The sequence below is a fragment of the Clavibacter sp. AC415 genome, assembly GCF_979252985.1.
In genome coordinates this window covers 129,438-146,375 of record NZ_CEEDAR010000014.1, presented here as the reverse complement: position 1 = coordinate 146,375, position 16,938 = coordinate 129,438, and the positions used below count along the sequence as shown (strand labels likewise).

11 protein-coding genes, 2 tRNA genes and 2 pseudogenes are annotated in these 16,938 nt (G+C 73.8%); 8 read left to right on the top strand and 7 right to left on the bottom strand.

Annotated elements, in window-relative coordinates:
• Positions 1 to 35: 35 nt before the first annotated feature.
• From ACZ411_RS05490 to ACZ411_RS05475, 4 genes are all read right to left on the bottom strand, one after another.
• A complete protein-coding gene (locus ACZ411_RS05490; protein ID WP_012038151.1) occupies positions 36 to 716 on the bottom strand; it encodes an ATP-dependent Clp protease proteolytic subunit in 681 nt (226 codons plus the stop codon).
• A gap of 36 nt (positions 717 to 752) precedes the next feature.
• Positions 753 to 1,340, bottom strand: a complete 588-nt coding sequence (locus ACZ411_RS05485) for an ATP-dependent Clp protease proteolytic subunit (RefSeq protein WP_012038150.1) — start codon at positions 1,338 to 1,340, stop codon at positions 753 to 755.
• Between the two features lie 233 nt (positions 1,341 to 1,573).
• Positions 1,574 to 3,031 carry a trigger factor gene (gene tig / locus ACZ411_RS05480; protein WP_464169071.1) on the bottom strand — a complete coding sequence of 486 codons (1,458 nt, stop codon included), beginning with the start codon at positions 3,029 to 3,031 and terminating at the stop codon, positions 1,574 to 1,576.
• Positions 3,032 to 3,096: 65 nt separating this feature from the next.
• Positions 3,097 to 3,172, bottom strand: a tRNA-Pro gene (locus ACZ411_RS05475).
• Between the two features lie 191 nt (positions 3,173 to 3,363).
• Between ACZ411_RS05475 and ACZ411_RS05470 the strand changes: the two genes are divergently transcribed.
• The 5 genes and pseudogenes from ACZ411_RS05470 (at position 3,364) to ACZ411_RS05450 (ending at position 10,000) form a co-directional block, all read left to right on the top strand.
• Positions 3,364 to 3,434 (top strand) — tRNA-Gly (locus ACZ411_RS05470).
• Between the two features lie 802 nt (positions 3,435 to 4,236).
• Positions 4,237 to 5,094 (top strand): hypothetical protein, encoded by an 858-nt coding sequence (locus tag ACZ411_RS05465; protein WP_464169069.1) that lies wholly within the window; start codon positions 4,237 to 4,239, stop codon positions 5,092 to 5,094.
• Positions 5,095 to 8,776: 3,682 nt separating this feature from the next.
• A pseudogene (locus tag ACZ411_RS05460) lies at positions 8,777 to 9,043 on the top strand (hypothetical protein); the annotation flags it as partial.
• Positions 8,962 to 9,387 carry an SCO7613 C-terminal domain-containing membrane protein gene (locus ACZ411_RS05455; protein WP_464169267.1) on the top strand — a complete coding sequence of 142 codons (426 nt, stop codon included), beginning with the start codon at positions 8,962 to 8,964 and terminating at the stop codon, positions 9,385 to 9,387. The pseudogene ACZ411_RS05460 and the gene ACZ411_RS05455, both read left to right, overlap by 82 nt.
• A 127-nt stretch (positions 9,388 to 9,514) precedes the next feature.
• A complete protein-coding gene (locus ACZ411_RS05450; protein WP_094115690.1) occupies positions 9,515 to 10,000 on the top strand; it encodes a Dps family protein in 486 nt (161 codons plus the stop codon).
• Positions 10,001 to 10,140: 140 nt separating this feature from the next.
• Here ACZ411_RS05450 and ACZ411_RS05445 read toward each other — a convergent pair whose 3' ends face one another.
• The 3 genes from ACZ411_RS05445 to ACZ411_RS05435 form a co-directional block, all read right to left on the bottom strand.
• Positions 10,141 to 11,130 carry an Fpg/Nei family DNA glycosylase gene (locus ACZ411_RS05445; RefSeq protein WP_464169067.1) on the bottom strand — a complete coding sequence of 330 codons (990 nt, stop codon included), beginning with the start codon at positions 11,128 to 11,130 and terminating at the stop codon, positions 10,141 to 10,143.
• 6 nt (positions 11,131 to 11,136) lie between these two features.
• Positions 11,137 to 11,625, bottom strand: a complete 489-nt coding sequence (locus ACZ411_RS05440; RefSeq protein WP_464169065.1) for a ribose-5-phosphate isomerase — start codon at positions 11,623 to 11,625, stop codon at positions 11,137 to 11,139.
• A 114-nt stretch (positions 11,626 to 11,739) separates the two neighbouring features.
• A complete protein-coding gene (locus ACZ411_RS05435) occupies positions 11,740 to 12,366 on the bottom strand; it encodes a mycothiol-dependent nitroreductase Rv2466c family protein (RefSeq protein ID WP_464169063.1) in 627 nt (208 codons plus the stop codon).
• Between the two features lie 147 nt (positions 12,367 to 12,513).
• Between ACZ411_RS05435 and pepN the strand changes: the two are divergent.
• The 3 genes and pseudogenes from pepN to ACZ411_RS05420 all read left to right on the top strand — a co-directional run bounded on the left by pepN (position 12,514) and on the right by ACZ411_RS05420 (position 16,915).
• Positions 12,514 to 15,058: pseudogene (pepN, locus tag ACZ411_RS05430) on the top strand (aminopeptidase N).
• Between the two features lie 202 nt (positions 15,059 to 15,260).
• A complete protein-coding gene (locus ACZ411_RS05425; RefSeq protein WP_464169061.1) occupies positions 15,261 to 16,520 on the top strand; it encodes a mechanosensitive ion channel family protein in 1,260 nt (419 codons plus the stop codon).
• Positions 16,520 to 16,915, top strand: a complete 396-nt coding sequence (locus tag ACZ411_RS05420; protein ID WP_464169059.1) for a globin — start codon at positions 16,520 to 16,522, stop codon at positions 16,913 to 16,915. The genes ACZ411_RS05425 and ACZ411_RS05420 overlap by 1 nt, the downstream gene beginning before the upstream one ends.
• Positions 16,916 to 16,938: the final 23 nt, after the last annotated feature.

The window sequence follows — 16,938 nt, the reverse complement described above, 5'->3', positions numbered from 1 at the left end:
CGGCATCAGCCGACCGCCCCTCCGCCGTGCGGGTCCTAGCGTGCGGGGATCGCCGCCGTCAGGTTCTTGCGCGAGGTGAGCACCTGGTCGATGAGGCCGTACTCCAGGGCCTCGTCGGCGCCGAGGATCTTGTCGCGCTCGATGTCGCGGTTGATCTGGTCGCGGTCGCGGTTGGTGTGCTTCGCGAGCGTGTCCTCGAGCCAGGAGCGCATGCGCATGATCTCCGCCGCCTGGATCTCGATGTCGGAGGCCTGTCCGCCGCTGGACTCGCCCGTGGCGGGCTGGTGGATCAGCACGCGCGCGTTGGGGAGCGCGAGGCGCTTCCCGGGCGCGCCGCCCGCGAGCAGGACAGCCGCGGCCGAGGCGGCCTGACCGAGGCACACGGTCTGGATCTGCGGCGAGACGTACTGCATCGTGTCGTAGATCGCCGTCATGGCCGTGAAGGAGCCGCCGGGCGAGTTGATGTACATCACGATGTCGCGGTCGGGGTCCATCGACTCGAGCACGAGCAGCTGCGCCATGACGTCGTCGGCCGACGCGTCGTCGACCTGCACGCCGAGGAAGATGATGCGGTCCTCGAAGAGCTTCGCGTAGGGGTCCTGCCGCTTGTAGCCGTAGGCCGTGCGCTCCTCGAAGCTGGGGAGGATGTACCGCGACGACGGGCTCGTGGCGGTGGAGCCGGCGCCGCGGGCGCCGCCGAAGGTGGGGAGTTCCATGTTCTCTTCTCTTACCTGTCTACTCTGTCGCGGGCTCTAGGAGGTCTCGGTGCCGCCGCCGCCGACGACGTCCGTCGCCGACTCGCGAATGTGGTCGACGAAGCCGTACTCGAGGGCCTCCTGGGCGGTGAACCAGCGGTCGCGGTCGCCGTCCTCGTTGATCTGCTCGGCCGTCTTGCCGGTCTGGCCCGCGGTGATCTCGGCGAGGCGCTGCTTCATCGAGAGGATGAGCTGGGCCTGCGTCTGGATGTCGCTCGACGTGCCGCCGAAGCCGCCGTGGGGCTGGTGCAGCAGCACGCGCGCGTTCGGCGTGATGTAGCGCTTGCCCTTGGTGCCGCTCGTGAGCAGCAGCTGGCCCATGGAGGCGGCCATGCCGATCCCGACGGTGACGATGTCGTTGGGCACGAACTGCATGGTGTCGTAGATGGCCATTCCCGCGGTGATGGAACCGCCGGGCGAGTTGATGTAGAGGAAGATGTCCTTCTCGGAGTCCTCCGCCGCCAGCAGCAGGATCTTCGCGCAGATCTCGTTCGCGTTGTCGTCGCGGACCTCGGATCCGAGCCAGATGATGCGGTCCTTCAGCAGTCGGTCAAAAACACCGGGTACCAGTGTCGGTTCGGCCATTGTTCGAGCTCCCATTCATTCGTCGCTTCGAGTCACGAATCTATCGGAGCGCCGTCCGCCCGATCGCCGTGTTCGCCGCGGGCGGAGCGGTGCCGCCGCCGCGGGCGGAGCGGTGCTGCCGCCGCGGGCGGACCGGTGCTGCCGCCGCGCCGCAGGAAGCACGAGGGCCCGGGGAGCGTCTGCTCCCCGGGCCCTCGTGCTGCCGACCGCGTGCATGCGTCCGGCGGATGCGACTACTCCGAGTCGGCGGCCTTCGGGGCGGCCTTCTTCTTGGGCGCCGCCTTCTTCTTCGGCTTCTCGGCGGGCGCCTCCTCGACGGCGGCGGCCTCGGCGGGGGCCTCGGCCTCCTCCGCGGGAGCGTCGGCGACGACGGCCTCGGCGTCCGCGTCGGCGGGCTCGGCGGCATCGGCGTCACGGACGACGGGCTGCGTGAACTCGGTGACGTCGACGGCCTTCCCGTCGGCGTCCACGACCTTCGCCTTGTCGAGCACGACCGCGAGGGCCTTGTTGCGCGCGACCTCGCCGACCATGGCGGGGATCTGGTTGTTCTGCTGCAGCACCTGGACGAACTCGTTCGGCTCCATGTTGTACTGCTGCGCGCCCTGGATGAGGTACTGGGTCAGCTCGTCCTGGCTGACCTTCAGCTCCTCCTTCTCGGCGATGACGTCGAGCAGCAGCTGCTGGCGGAACGCCTTCTCGCTGGACTCCTTGACCTCGGCGCGGTGCACGTCGTCCTCGAGGCGGTTCTCGTTCTCGAGGTGGCGGTGCACCTCGTCCTCGACGAGCTTCTCGGGGACGGGGATCTCGACGCCCTCGAGGAGCTTGTCGACGATCTGGTCGCGGGCCTGGGTGACCTGGCCGAACACCTTGGACTTGCCGACCTGGGTCTTGACGTCCTCGCGCAGCTCGTCGATGGTGTCGAACTCGCTGGCGATCTGGGCGAAGTCGTCGTCGGCCTCGGGCAGCTCGCGCTCCTTGACGGACTGGACGGTGACGGCGATCTCGGCCGTCTCGCCCTCGTTGTCGCCGCCGAGCAGCTTCGACTCGAAGGTGGTGCTCTCCCCCGCGGTGAGGGACTCGAGCGCCTCGTCGATCCCGTCGATGAGGTCGCCGGAGCCGAGCTCGTAGGAGATGCCGCTCGCGGTGTCGACGGCGTTGCCGGCGATGGTCGCGGTGAGGTCGATCTGCACGAAGTCGCCCGTCTTCGCGGGACGGTCCACCGTGATCAGCGTGCCGAAGCGGCTGCGCAGGTTGTCGAGCTCGGTGCCGACCTCGTCGTCGGTGACCTCGACGGAGTCCACGGTGAGCTCGAGGCCCTCGTAGGACGGCAGGTCGAACTCGGGGCGGACGTCGACCTCGATCTCGAGGAGCAGGTCGCCGGTGAGGTCCTTGCCGGGCCACTCCTTGACGTCCGCCTCGGGGCGGCCGAGGGGCCGGATGTCCGACTCCTTGACCGCTGCCTGGTAGAAGCCGTCCATGCCGTCGTTGACGGCGTGCTCCAGCACGGCCTCGCGACCGACGCGCTGGTCGATGATGGCGGGCGGCACCTTGCCCTTGCGGAAGCCGGGGATGTTGACCTGCTCGGCGATGTGGCCGTATGCGTGGTCGATGTGCGGCTTCAGGTCTTCGGGGGTGGCAGAGATCGCGAGCTTGACGCGCGTGGGGCTCAGCTTTTCGACCGTGGTCTTCACGTGTGGAGTTCTCCTGTATTCGCGGTACGCGCCTCGGCTGAGACGGCATTTCGTCGTCGGGGATGTGGTCGGGGCGACAGGACTCGAACCTGCGGTCTTCCGCTCCCAAAGCGGACGCGCTAGCCACTACGCTACGCCCCGGCTGCCACGCATTCCCTCGGTCGGCGCGGGCACCGTGCACCTCGACGTGCAGGCGCGCGGAAGCCGATCCGACCGTGGCACAGCCTATCCGACTCGTGCCGGGCGCTGGTCACCGGCGGCGGGAGGCTGCGCTACGCTGGACCCCGCGCATCCGGCGTGCGGCCCCTCGGGGGCGGCGGCACCGGCATCGCGGGGATGTAGCTCAATGGTAGAGCCTCAGTCTTCCAAACTGATCACGCGGGTTCGATTCCCGTCATCCCCTCTCCCGGTCCCTACTCCCCGCGCGTGCCCGCGGTCTCCCCGCCCTGCCTGCGTCCGACGCCGGTGGGCGGCCGGCGGCCGCATCCACCGCCCCTCCCCACATGCCGCCCCTCGCGACGGGCCCCCGTTCGGGGTCCCGGCCCTCACGGCGGGCCGGGTTGCCGATAGCGTCCTGAGCGGCGGGTGGATGCGCGGATCCGCCCGAGCGAGCGCAGGGGGCGTACATGGTCACGGATGACGCGGGAACCGGCCCTCGGACGGATGCGGACGACGGCGCGGCACCTCGTGCCGGAGCCTCCTGGCCGGTTCGCGCCGAGCATCTCAACCGCACGGACCTGTGCCCCTCCTGCTTCGCCCCGCTCGGCGCCCTGGTCTGCGCCAGGTGCGGCCTCGACGTCCGGGCGCCCGGGGCCGCCGAGGTCCTCCGCGTCTCCGCGGACATCGTCCGGCTCGTCGACGACCGCACGCGGCTGCTCGGCTCCATGCGCGACTGGGCGGCCGCACGCACCGCGGAGGCTCACCGCGCTGCGCGCACCGCGGAGACGGCGCGCACCGAAGCCGCGGGGGCGGTCTCCCCGTCGACGGCCGCCGGCATCGCCCTTCCTCGAGCCGTGCCGCCCACGCCGGGCTGGGCACCGCCGGCGGATCCGGCCCGCTCGGCGGCGACGCTCCCCGGGTCGGCGGAGCCCGCCGCCGCTGTGCCTCCCGCCGCTGTGCCTCCCGCCGCTGTGCCTCCCGCCGCTGTGCCTCCCGCCTCTCGTCCCGCGCCGGCCGCCCCGCGCCGCCGGTTGAGCGTGCCGGTCGTGATGCTGAGCATCGGCGTCGTGCTGCTCTCCGTGGCCGCCGTGTTCTACGTCGTCTACGCCTTCGTCACCTACGGGCTCCTCGTGCGCGCGGCCATCACCGGCGCCGTGACCGTCGCCGCCTTCGCCGCGTCCGCGGTCCTCGCGCGGCGACGGCTGGCCGGGACGGCGGAGGCGGTGGGCGTCGTCGGCGTCGTCCTCCTCCACCTCGACGTCTGGGCGGTGCGGGCGTACGACCTCGCCGGGGCGGGATCCGCGGATCCGTTCCGCTACTTCGGCGTCGGCACCCTGGTCGCCTCGGCGGTCCTCCTCGCGCTCCGCCCGCTGCTGCGGGTCCGCGCGATCGGGTTGGCGGGTTGGGCCGGTCTCCCCGTCGCCGCCGGGCTGCTGGCGGCCTCCGCCTCCTCCCTCGATCCGGCCACGCGCACCGCGCTGGCGCTCGCCTTCGCCTCCGCCGTGTCGCTCCTGCACGCGCTGCCCCAGGCGCGCGGCTGGTGGTCGCCCTCCTCGTGGGAGCGGCTCGTGCTCCGTGTCGTCGGCGTCGCCACCGCGGCCGGGGCTCTCCTCGCCGGAGCGGCGAGCGCCGCCGACCCGGGCGCGGTCCCGGCCGTCCCCCTCCTCCTCGCGGCGACCGCGGCGGCCGTGCACGCCGCGCTCCTGTCGTCCAGCACGCCCGCCGTCACGACCGCCGATCACGGCGACCGCGAAGGCGGCGACGACGACGTCGCCGCCCGCACTCCCCGGCGGCCACGACCTGGGGCACGCGGCCGCTGCGCATCATCGCCTCCGTGGTCGCCGGCGCCGGTGCCGCGATGGCCGTCCCGGTCACGGCCGTCACCGGCGGTCCGGCCCTCTTGACGCTCTGCGGACAGCTGGTCGCCGCCGTCCTGGTCGTCGCGGTGCTCGACGTGGCCGCCGGGCGTCTGACGGCGCCCCTGCACGCCGCGTCCGCCCGTGTCGGCCGGTCGGCCGCGGGCGTGGTCGCGATCGTCGCCGCGCTGCCCGTAGCCCTGACCGCGGCGGGCGGTGCCGCCGCGGCGATGGTCGCCGGCGTGCCCCCGTGGGCGCTCGAACCCGGCAGCGACCCGGTGCGGGAGCTGGCGCGGGAGACCGGCGCCCTCGGGGCGGCGGCCGACGGCAGGGCCGCGGTCCTCGGCGTCGTCGCGGCCTGGCTCCTCGTGCTCGGCGCCTCCGTCCTCGGGCGTCGGCTGGCTGCGCGACGCGGCGCCCTCGCCTGGTCGGGCGCGGTCGTGGTGGTGGTCGCGATCCCAGCCATCGGCCCGCTCGCCGCGGTCGTGGCCCTGTACGTCCTCGTGGCGGCCGCCGTGGTGGCGCTCGGGATCCGGACCGAGGCGGCCCCAGCCCGCAGCGACCTGTCCACCGCGCATGCCGACGGCACCGTCCCCGCGCCGGAGCCGGGGTCGACCGCCGGCGCCCGCGTCCTCCTCGGTGCCCGTTCCGCTCCCGTGAGCGCGCTCGGCATCGCCGCCGCCGCAGCGGGCTGGCTCGCCTCATGGGGCAGCGCACCCACCTGGTGGGCAGCCACCCCCGTCCTCCTGGGGCTCCTCGCCGTCGTCGCCCGCACCGGGGGCAGCGCCGTGGCTCGTGGCGGCGCCACCGTCGTCGCGGCGGCGGGCACCCTGCTCTCCGTCGCGGCCCTGGCGCCGTCCTTGCGCCACGCCGGCGTCATCGGCGGACCTCCCCCCTCCGCGACCTTCGGAGATGCGTCCGATCCCGTGGTCCTCGTGCTCGCGACGTCCGGTGCCCTCGTCCTCGTCGCCGGTCTCCTCCGCTCCGCGCCCGGGGCGCGGCGGAGCCTGGTGCTCGTCACGTCGCTCCTCCCCGGGCTGGTCGCGTCCCTCCTCGTGATGCTGGCGGGAGCCGACGGCGCGGGCGGGCGCCTGACCTCCGCGCCCGCCTGGCCCGTGGCAGCGCAGGTGCTCCTCGCCGCCGGACTCGTCGCATGGACAGCCGGGGGTGTCGGGCTCCGCCCCCTCCCGCCGCGTCCCGAGCGCACCCCCGGCGAAGTCGTCGAGCTCCTCGAGCCCCTGGGCTCCGGGCAGCGACCGATCGTCGCCGGGCTCGGGGTCGGGGCCGCGCCCGCCGAGGACGCGCCCGCTGAGGACGCGCCCGCTGGAGTCCCGGCCGCCATCCCGTCGCCTCGATCCCCCGGTCCGCGCAGCCGGATCACCCGGGAGCGGCCGACGAGGTCGGCGACGGCTGCGCCGACAGCGCCGGTGGGCCTCGCCGTCGTGATCACGGTCGCCGTCCTGCTGCCGTCGCGCGGGCTGACCTCCGGCATCCTCCCCGCCGCTGTCGCCCTCGTGGTGATCGCGGCAGGGCGCCTCGCCTACCTCCGCGCGTCCCGGGCGCTGCGCGTGGCCCTGGACGCCGGCTCGGTCGCAGTGGGCGCCGCGGCGCTCCCCATCGCGGTCGTCGGCGGGGCCCTCGGCGGACGAGAGGACCGGGTGTGGATCCCGCTCGTCGTCCTGGCGGTCGCCTCCCTCGTCCTCTCGACCGCCGCCGACGGCCTCCTCCTCTCCCGCAGCGCGCGGCGCATCTGGGCGTGGACGGCCCTCGGCCTGGGGATCGCCGCACTGTGGTCGCGCCTCCTGGCGACGGACGTCCGCCTCGTCGAGGCCTACGTCCTGCCGATCGCCGGGACGCTCCTCGCCGTCGCGGCCCTGCTGCATTGGGCAGCGCTCCGCGTGGACCGGCCCGAGGCCGACGCGCACGGTCCGCGGGTGCGACGGGGTGTCACCTCACTGGTGCTCGCGGGGATCCTCACGGCCGCCCTCCCCCTGGCGCCCGCCGGACGCGCGGACGACGTCTTCCGGCCGCTCATCGCCACCGCGGTGCTGGCCGCGCTCGCACTGTCCGCCGCCGCGGGACTCCGCCGGGTCCCCTCCGCCGTCCGCCCGCTCCTCCGCGCGACGGTCGTCGGCGGCGGTCTGCGGGCTCCTCGCCCTCGGCGCCACCCGTGCGATCCGCTTGGCGGCAGCGCCGGTCGAGCGCACATGGGCCGTCGACGCGCAGCTCGTGGTCACGTGCGCGCTCCTGGTGGCGACGGGCGCCCTCGTCCTGCGGGCCGCCCGGGACGCCGTCGACAGCCTCATCGCCGGGGCCGCGATCGCGGTGGTCCCCGCCCTCACGGCGCTGGTGATGGTCCTCTCCGTCCGGCCCGACCAGGGCGTGACGCGACCCCTCGCCGCAGCCGTCCTCCTGGTGTCCTGCGCCGGCGCCCTCCTCGCGATCCGCACGGCGCATCGTCGGGTCCTCGACGTCGTGACGGCCGTGGCCCACGTCGCAGCGGTCGTCGTCGCCCTCGCGTCGTGGCGATCGGCGTCCCCCGCGGCGGACACCGGGGCGGTCGCGGTGCCGGTCGTGACCGCGGTCCTCATCGCCGCCGTCGGCGCCGCGGCGCGCCTGGGCGCCCGGACCGCGGAAGCCGGCGGCTCCCGTCGGGTCCAGCGCCCGGCGGGGTACGCGGCGGACGCGGCCGTGGGCGTGCTCGTGCTGGTCGCCGTCTCCGCGACCGCCGTGGTGGACGCGCCGGGTCTCCCGCTCGCCCTGCTCCTCGCGGCGAGCGCCGTGCTGATCACGTCCCTCGATCCGCGGTCCGCGGGTCGCCGCAGGCTGGGCTGGGGTGCCCTCGTCCTCGGTTCGGCCGCCCTCTGGGTCGCGCTCGCCCGCGGGGACGTCGGATCGGTCGAGCCGTACGTCCTCCCGCCGGCCGGGGTCCTGCTGCTCGTCGCCGCCGCTCTCGAGCGGGGCCCGCTGTCGTCCCTCCGTGCCGGCCCGGACGGGTCGCGCCGCACCGGGAGCGGCGCGCCGCTGCTCCTCGCCGCCCTCCTCCTGGCGGCCGTGCCGACCGCGGTGGCGTCCTGGGAGGGCGGGCCCGTGCGCGGCCTCGTCCTCGGCGGCGCCGCCGGAGCCTGCCTGATCCTCGCCTGCGCCGCACTCGGCCGGTCGGCCGCGCCTTCGCCGACGCCCGAGCGCACCGCCGGCTCAGCTCCATCCGATCGCGCTCGCAGGTCGCTCCTCGTCGCGACGGCGGCCCCGGCGGCCCTCGCCGTGCTCCTCGTCGGCCTCGGCCGCCCCCTCGCGCAGCTGCTGGCCGACGCGCCCGCCACCCCGGGACGCACGGACCTCTGGTCGCTGTCGAGCGGCGTCGTGCTGATCCTGGCGGTCGCGCTCCTGGGCACGGGGGCGGAGGCGCCTCCGCGTGCGTCGCGCCACGACGCGCCGGCGACTCCGACCCCGTCGGCAGCCGCGCCCTCGACAGCCGGGCCGTCCGCACCCGTCGCCGCGGTCCCCGGCGGCGCCCTCGTCGCCGTCCTGGCCGTCGCGCCACGCGCACTGGCACTCGCGGCGCTCGCGGGCGTCACGATCGTCGGCACCGTCGCGGTCATCGTCGGGCACGCTGCCGCCCTCCCCGGCACGACCGCGCGATCCGCGGTCCTCGTCGCCCTCGTCGCCCTCCTCCACGTCGCGGCGGCGGGTAGCGGTGCCCGGGCCCCGCACGTCGAGGGCGGCGACCATGGCGACGGCGACGACCCCGTCAGCGACGCGGCGGCCGGCCCCGCCGAGCACCGGTCCACCCCGGAGCCTCGACCCTCGCGGCGGGGCCCGCTTCGTCGACCCGCTGGTCGCGGTCTCCGCCCTCGTCGCGGCCGTGCTCGCGGCCGCCGTCCTCGCCGGCACCGGTGCCGCGGATCCGGTCGAATGGGTCACGGTGCCCGTCGCCCTGGCCCTCATCGCGGTCGGCACTCGGCGGATGGCAGACGACCCGACGGCGGGCAGCATGCGCCATCTGGCACCCGGGCTCCTCGTCCTGATGGTGCCGCCGCTGCTGGCCGACCTCGGCCCCTCCCCGCCTGGAGGATCGTCGCACTCGGCGTCGTGGCGCTCGCGGTGCTCCTCGTCGGAGCGGCGCGGCGTCTGCGAGCCCCCTTCCTCATCGGCGGCGCTGTGCTGCTCGTCCACGCGATCGCCCAGCTCTGGCCGTGGATCCGCGACGCGTCGGCGACGGTGCCGTGGTGGGCCTGGGCGGGCATCGGCGGCGTCGTGCTCATCGCGGTGGCCGCCCGCTACGAGCGGCGGATCCGCGACCTCCGCGAGGTCGCGGCTCGCGTCTCCGCCCTGCGCTGAGCGGGTCGCCGGGAGCCCACGCGTCCCGGTAAGCGATGCCTCAGCTTGCTTGCGGCGCTCGACGAGGTGCGCGAGATTGAGGTCACCGTCCGCAGCCCGCAGACCCGTCCACGTTCGAGGAGAACCCATGACCGACACCGTCCACGTCCCCACCAGCTCCGCCTCGGCCGACGTCGCCGCCGGCGTCGCGCAGTTCCTGAGCCCCGTCGTCGTCAACCTCCAGGCCCTCGCCGTCAACGGCAAGCAGGCGCACTGGCACGTCCGCGGCGCCAACTTCATCGGCGTCCACGAGTTCCTCGACGTCCTCGTCTCCCACGCGCAGGACTGGGCCGACACGGCCGCCGAGCGGGTCGTCGCCCTCGGCCTCCCCATCGACGCCCGCATCGAGACGGTGGCCGCCTCGACCACCACGGCTCCGCTCACGCCCGGCTTCCGCCAGTCGAGCGCGACCATCGCCGAGGTCATCGCGCAGATCGACGCGACCATGGAGCTCGTCAACCGCGCGGTCCAGGAGCTCGGGGAGATCGACGTCAACAGTCAGGACGTGGCCATCGAGATCGCCCGCGGTCTCGAGAAGGACCGCTGGTTCCTGTTCGCGCACATCAGCGAGTAGCCGGCCGACCGGCACGCGCCGACGGACGGGGCCGGATCCAGCAGGATCCGGGCCCCTCTCGTCATCCCCGCGCGAGGAGCGCGCCTCGGGCCGTCCAGCGCCCGCAGCCTCGGGGACGATGCACCGTCACGCCCCGCGCATCAGGCCTGGCAGTACGGGCACCAGTAGAGCTTCCGCCCCGCAGCCTCCTCCATCACGATGTTCGTGCCGCGCACGCGGCACGGCAGGCCCTCGCGGTGGTACACCCAGTGGCGGTCGGCCCGGTTGCGGAGCGCCGCGTCGAGCCTCTTGCCGCGCAACCCGTCCATGGTCATCATCTGCCCCACCTCGACGCCCTTGCGGAGCAGCTTCGACCAGTCCTTCCAGAGACCGCGCACGACGTCCTCGGGCACATCGCGCCCCGGGGTGTGCGGGTTCTGCCGCGCCCGGAACAGCAGCTCGGCCCGGTAGACGTTGCCGATGCCGCTGACGACGGCCTGGTCCATGAGCAGCAGCCCGATGGCGGTGGGCTTCTTGCGCACCGTGGCCGTGAACCGGTCCTCGGAGCGCTTGCCGCCCTCGACGAGCGGATCCGGCCCGAGCTTGTCGATGGCCTGCTGCACCTCCTCGGCGTCCGCGACCACGCATGCGGTGGGGCCGCGGAGGTCCGCCACGGCGTGCTCCGTGAGCAGGCGCACGCGCACCTGGCCCACGGGCTCCGGCGGCCACGCCTCCGAGGAGAACGGGTCGTGCACCTTCTCCTGCTCGGCCATGCGGAGGCGTGCGCGACGGGGTGCCCCGATGCTGGCGAGGGAGTCCTCGGCGGCCGTGTCCACGGGCGCGTCGTCGACGCGCTCGTCGACCGGCACGTCGCCGCGCATGCCGTTCTGTCCCATCCGGTTCAGCGTCGACACGTCGCCGGCGAAGTCCCATGCACCGTAGAGCCCGAGGTGCACGCGGAGCCACACCCCGCCGTCGAACTCGAGGAACATCTGCTTGCCGACGGCCTTCGCGCCGAGGAGCCGCCGCCCGTCGAGCACGGCGGCGCCCTCCGCGAATCGGCCCTGCGGCGACGACGCCTGCACCGCATCGCCGACGAAGTGCGCCTCGAACTGCTTCGCGATCCGGTGGATCGAATGCCCCTCGGGCACGGCGGCCTAGTCGGTGACGGGGTGGCCGGCGATGGCTCCCGTCGTCTCGTACTCGGCGAGCTGCGCGATGCGGCGCGCGTGGCGCTTCTCGGCGGAGAACGGCTCGGCGATGAACGCGTCGATGAAGGCCGTGGCCTCCTCGACGGTGTGCTGCCGGGCGCCGATGGAGATCACGTTCGCGTCGTTGTGCTGGCGCGCCAGCACCGCGGTGGACGGGTTCCAGACGAGGGCGGCCCGCACTCCCTCGACCTTGTTGGCCGCGATCTGCTCGCCGTTGCCGGATCCGCCGAAGACGACGCCCAGCGCCGGCGTGCCGGCGCGCTGGTCGGCGACGACGGCGCGGGCCGCGCGGATGCAGAACGACGGGTAGTCGTCGAGCGGCTCGTAGGCCACCGGCCCGTGGTCCACGACGTCGTGGCCGACGGCCGTCAGGTGCTCGGTGAGGAACCTCGAGAAGTCGAGTCCCGCGTGATCGGTCGCGATGTGGATGCGCATCGGTGCATCCCTCTCTGCCGCCCGGGCGGCGTCGTGCCCGCGGTGCGGGCGGTCGGTCACGCGGCGAGCGGGCGCCGCGTGGCGCCCGCTCGTCGCGTGCGCGACGGGAGTGGGTCAGTCGAAGACGGGGCCCACGGTGCGCGAGCGCTTGATCTCGAAGAAGCCGGGGTACGCGGCGACGGCCACGACGCCGTCCCACAGGCGGACGGCCTCCTCGCCCTTCGGCGCCGGGGAGATGACGGGGCCGAAGAAGGCGACGCCGTCGACCGAGATCACGGGGGTGCCGACGTCCTGGCCGACCCGCTCGATGCCGTCGAAGTGGCTCGCGCGCATCGGCTCGTCGTAGCGGTCGGTGCGGCTGGTCTCGGCGAGCTCAGCGGGGAGGCCGAGCTCGGCGAGCACCTCGGGGACGACGACGTCCGCGTCGGTGTTCCCCTGCAGGTGGATCCGCGTCCCGAGCGCGTCGTAGAGCGGCTTGACGTGCCCGGCGCCGTGCTCGGCCTCGACCGCGGCGACGAGGCGCGTGAAGCGGAGCGCACGCGGGAGGAACTCGGCGAAGTGCGGGTCGTCGGCCTTGTCCTCGTTGAGGACGGCGAGGCTCATGACGCGCCAGGTGATGTCGAGGTCCCGGTGGCGGGCGACCTCGTCGACCCAGCGGGAGGTCATCCACGCCCAGGGGCAGGAGGGGTCGAACCAGAACTCGACGGCGGTGGTGCGGGGGCTGCTCTGAACGTCGGACATGCCGCCAGCCTAGGTCAGCCGACGGAATAGGATCGGCTCCGAAGCGGCGCCGCTCCGCCTGGGCACCCGCGGTCCCCGACCGCCCGGTGAATCGTCACGCGAGGCGCGTCCGCAGGCCCACCCACCTCACGGACGAGCAGGAGCACCATGCCAGGAGAGAACCTCACCCGCGTCGAGGCGGAGGAGCGCGCCGCGCTCCTCGCCGTGTCCGAGTACGACGTCGCGCTCGACCTCACCCGCGGGGCCGAGGTGTTCGGATCCACGACGACCGTGCGCTTCACGGCGACGGCCGGCGCGTCGACCTTCATCGACGCCATCACGCGCACGGTGCACTCCGTCACGCTCAACGGCCGCGAGCTCGACCCGGCCGACGTGAGCGACGGCGTGCGCATCCGCCTCGACGACCTCGCGCAGGAGAACGAGCTGACGGTCGTCGCCGACGCGATGTACACGAACACGGGCGAGGGCCTGCACCGCTTCGTCGACCCGGTCGACGACGAGGTGTACCTCTACTCGCAGTTCGAGGTGCCGGACTCGCGCCGCATGTTCGCGGTGTTCGAGCAGCCGGACCTCAAGGCCGTCTTCCGCTTCCGGGTCACGGCGCCGGCGCACTGGGAGGTCGTCTCGAACTCCCCCACGCCCGAGCCGACGGCCGCCGCCGACGGCGCGTCCACGTGGACCTTCGAGCCCACGCTCCGCATGTCGAGCTACATCACGGCGCTCATCGCGGGCCCCTACGGCGTGGTCCGCAGCGAGCTGACGTCGAGCGACGGCCGCACCATCCCGCTCGGCGTGTTCGCCCGCAAGTCGCTCATGGAGCACCTCGACGCCGACTACGTCTTCGACAAGACGCGCGAGGGCTTCCGCTTCTACGAGGAGCGCTTCGCGTACCCTTACCCGTTCCCGAAGTACGACCAGCTCTTCGTCCCCGAGTTCAACGCGGGCGCGATGGAGAACGCGGGCGCCGTCACGTTCGTGGAGAGCTACGTCTTCCGCTCCAAGGTGACCGACGCGGTCAAGGAGCGCCGGGTCACGACGATCCTGCACGAGCTCGCGCACATGTGGTTCGGCGACCTCGTGACCATGAAGTGGTGGGACGACCTGTGGCTCAACGAGTCCTTCGCCACCTACATCTCGACCCTCGCCACCGCCGAGGCCACCGAGTGGATGGGGGCCTGGACGACCTTCAACGCAGGAGAGAAGTCCTGGGCGTACAACGCAGGACCAGCTTCCGAGCACGCACCCCGTCTACGCCACCATCAACGACCTGGAGGACGTGCAGGTCAACTTCGACGGCATCACCTACGCCAAGGGCGCCTCGGTCCTCCGTCAGCTCGTCGCCTACGTCGGCCAGGACGAGTTCCTCGCGGGCGTCGCGGCGTACTTCCAGCGCCACGCCTTCGGCAACTCGACGCTCCGCGACTTCACGTCCGAGCTCGAGGGAACGAGTGGACGCGACCTCGAGCGCTGGACCGACCTGTGGCTGAAGACCTCGGGCGTCAACACCCTGCGCCCGGAGATCCAGACGGACGAGGACGGCGTGATCACGTCGTTCGCCGTGCTGCAGGAGGCGGCGGCGGACTACCCGACGCTCCGCCCGCACCGCCTCGCCATCGGCTTCTACGAGCTGCGCGACGCGCACCTGGTCCGCACCGAGCGCTTCGAGCTGGACGTCGACGGCGACCGCACCGAGGTCGCCGAGCTCGTCGGCCGCCCGCGTCCGGCGCTCGTGCTGCTGAACGACGACGACCTGACGTACGCCAAGGTCCGACTCGACGCCGCCTCCCTCGAGGTCGCGATGCGGCACCTCGCCGCCTTCGAGGACTCGCTGGCCCGCTCGCTCGTCTTCGCCTCCGTGTGGGACGCGACGCGCGACGGTGAGATCCGCGCCCGGGACTACGCGCGCCTGGTGCTCGACAACGTCGCCACCGAGGACGAGTCGACCGCCCTCCGCTACGCGCTCGCGCAGCTCACGGTCGCCGCGTCCTCGTACTCGGCGCCGGACCACCGTCAGGAGCTGCTGGCGACGGTGGCGACCGAGCTCTGGGCCCTCACCGCCCAAGCGGCGCCCGGATCCGACAACCAGTTCCAGTTCCTGCGCACGTTCGCGCAGGTCGCGGCGGAGCCCGCGCAGCTGGACCACGTGCAGGCGCTCCTCGACGGCACGGAGACGCTCGAGGGCGTCGAGATCGACGCCGACCTGCGCTGGGAGCTGCTCACCGCGCTCGTCGCGGGCGGGCGCGCGGGCACGGCGGAGATCGACGCGGCGCTCGCCGCCGACCGCACGGCGACGGGCGCGCAGTCCGCCGCGCAGGCGCGCGCGGCGCTGCCCACGGCGGAGGGCAAGCAGGCGGCGTGGGCGTCGGTCTGGGAGGCCGACACGGAGCCGAACACGATCGTCCGCACCACGGGGCTCGGCTTCCGTCGCGCCGCGGACACGGAGCTGCTCCGGCCCTTCGTGGGCGCGTACTTCGACGCGCTGCAGGGCGTGTGGGCGTCGCGGAGCTACGCCATCGCGGCGGCGCTCATCGGCGGCTTCTACCCGTCGCCGCTCGCCGACGAGGAGCTCCGCGACGCGACCGTCGCCTGGCTCGACGCGAACCCCGAGCCGCCGGCGCTGCGCCGCCTCGTCAGCGAGCTGCTGTCGGGCGTGGAGCGGGCGCTCCGGGCGCAGGCGAAGGACGCCGAGTAGCCCGATCGCACCACCGCACCATCCGACGGGGACGACCGCGCAGGCGGGCGTCCCCGTCGTGGCGTCGGATGCGGGCGTCGGGCGGGGCGGTCCGCCACGACGGCTGCGCTCCTGCCCGGCTCCCCGATCGTCCAGGGAGCCCGCCGGTACACTCGTCCGGATCGACCTCCCCTCTCCTCCTCCCCGCCGGAAGCGCGTCGCGATGGACCTGAGCATGGTGTGCTGCGGCGACGGCTCGTTCTTCTCCACCTGGGGCACGCTCATCCAGGTCCTCTCCATCCTCATCGGCGCGGTCCTCGCCCGGTGGATCCTGCTCGTCGTGATCCGCAACACGGTCGACCAGATCGTGTCGGGCGTCAAGAAGCGCCAGAACGTCGACGACACCCAGTCGATCCAGGCCTCCCCGCTCACGGCCGTCCGCGTCGTGCAGCGGACGCGGACCCTCGGCAGCGTCCTCAGCAACATCACGACCGTCGTCATCGTCGTGATCGCCATGTCGCTCCTCATCGAGACCACCGCCCCCGGCGTCCTCACCTCCCTCGCCCTCCTCACCGCCGCCCTCGGCGCGGGCCTCGGCTTCGGCGCGCAGAACATCGTGAAGGACATCCTCAACGGCATGTTCATGGTCGTCGAGGACCAGCTCGGCGTCGGCGACGTCGTCGACGTGGGCCCGGCGACGGGCGTCGTCGAGACCGTCGGCATCCGCATCACGACCCTCCGCGACGTCAACGGGACGCTCTGGTTCGTCCGCAACGGCGAGATCCTCCGCGTCGGCAACATGTCCCAGGGCTGGGCCCGCGTGGTCATCGACCTGGCGGTCCCCTACGAGACCGACGTGCGGGCCGTGCAGGAGCGGATGCTCGCGACCGCGACGGAGCTCGCGGGCACGCCCAAGTGGCGCTCGCGCATCGTCGAGAAGCCCGAACTGTGGGGCATCGAGTCGATCTCCGAGTCCGCGGTCGTCATCCGCATCGTCGTCAAGACCCGCAGCAACGCCCGCGACGACGTCTCGCGCGAGCTCCGCACCCGTCTGAAGGCGGCCCTCGACGCCATGGGGGTGACCCTCCCGTCGCTCGCCGCCGTCGTCCTCACCGGCTTCGACAGCGCGGCGAGCGTGGGCGGGGCGCACCCTCCCCGCACGGCCTCGACGCCCGTGCAGCAGCCGGAGGCGCCGGCACCCCGGAAGCGCGCCCGCAAGGTCACGCAGCGGCACCCGGGGGCCTCCGCCACCGGATCGTCCTCCCCGGTCGTCCGCGGGGCCGCGGGCGCCCGACCCGATCCGCGCTCGACGGACATGATGCCGGCCCCGCCGGCCGCTCCCCCGCGCTCGGCCGACGAGGAGCTCGACGAGGACGAGGTCACCGCAACCTGGACGGTCCTCCCCGAGGATCCGGCCGCGGCGAAGCCGCCCCGTGATCCGCGCACGCCCCGCACGCCCGTCACCCCGCCCGAGGAGTCCTGATGGCCGACCTGCTCGCGAGCTCCTTCTACGGCGACGTCGGCGGCCGCCCCACGTTCGAGAAGCTCGTCCGCGAGTTCTACCGGGGCGTCGCGGAGGATCCCGTGCTCGTCGCGATGTACCCGGAGGAGGACCTCGAGGGCGCCATCCAGCGCCTCACGGGCTTCCTCGAGCAGTACTGGGGAGGTCCGACGACCTACAGCGAGGAGCGCGGCCACCCGCGCCTGCGCATGCGGCACATGCCGTTCCGGGTGAACCCCGACGCGCGCGACCGCTGGCTCACCCACATGCGCGTGGCCGTCGACACGCTCGACCTGTCCCCCCTGCACGAGGCGCAGCTCTGGGACTACCTCGAGCGCGCGGCGCACGCCATGGTCAACACCTTCGACGAGAGCTGACCGCGTCCCGCATCCGGTCCCGA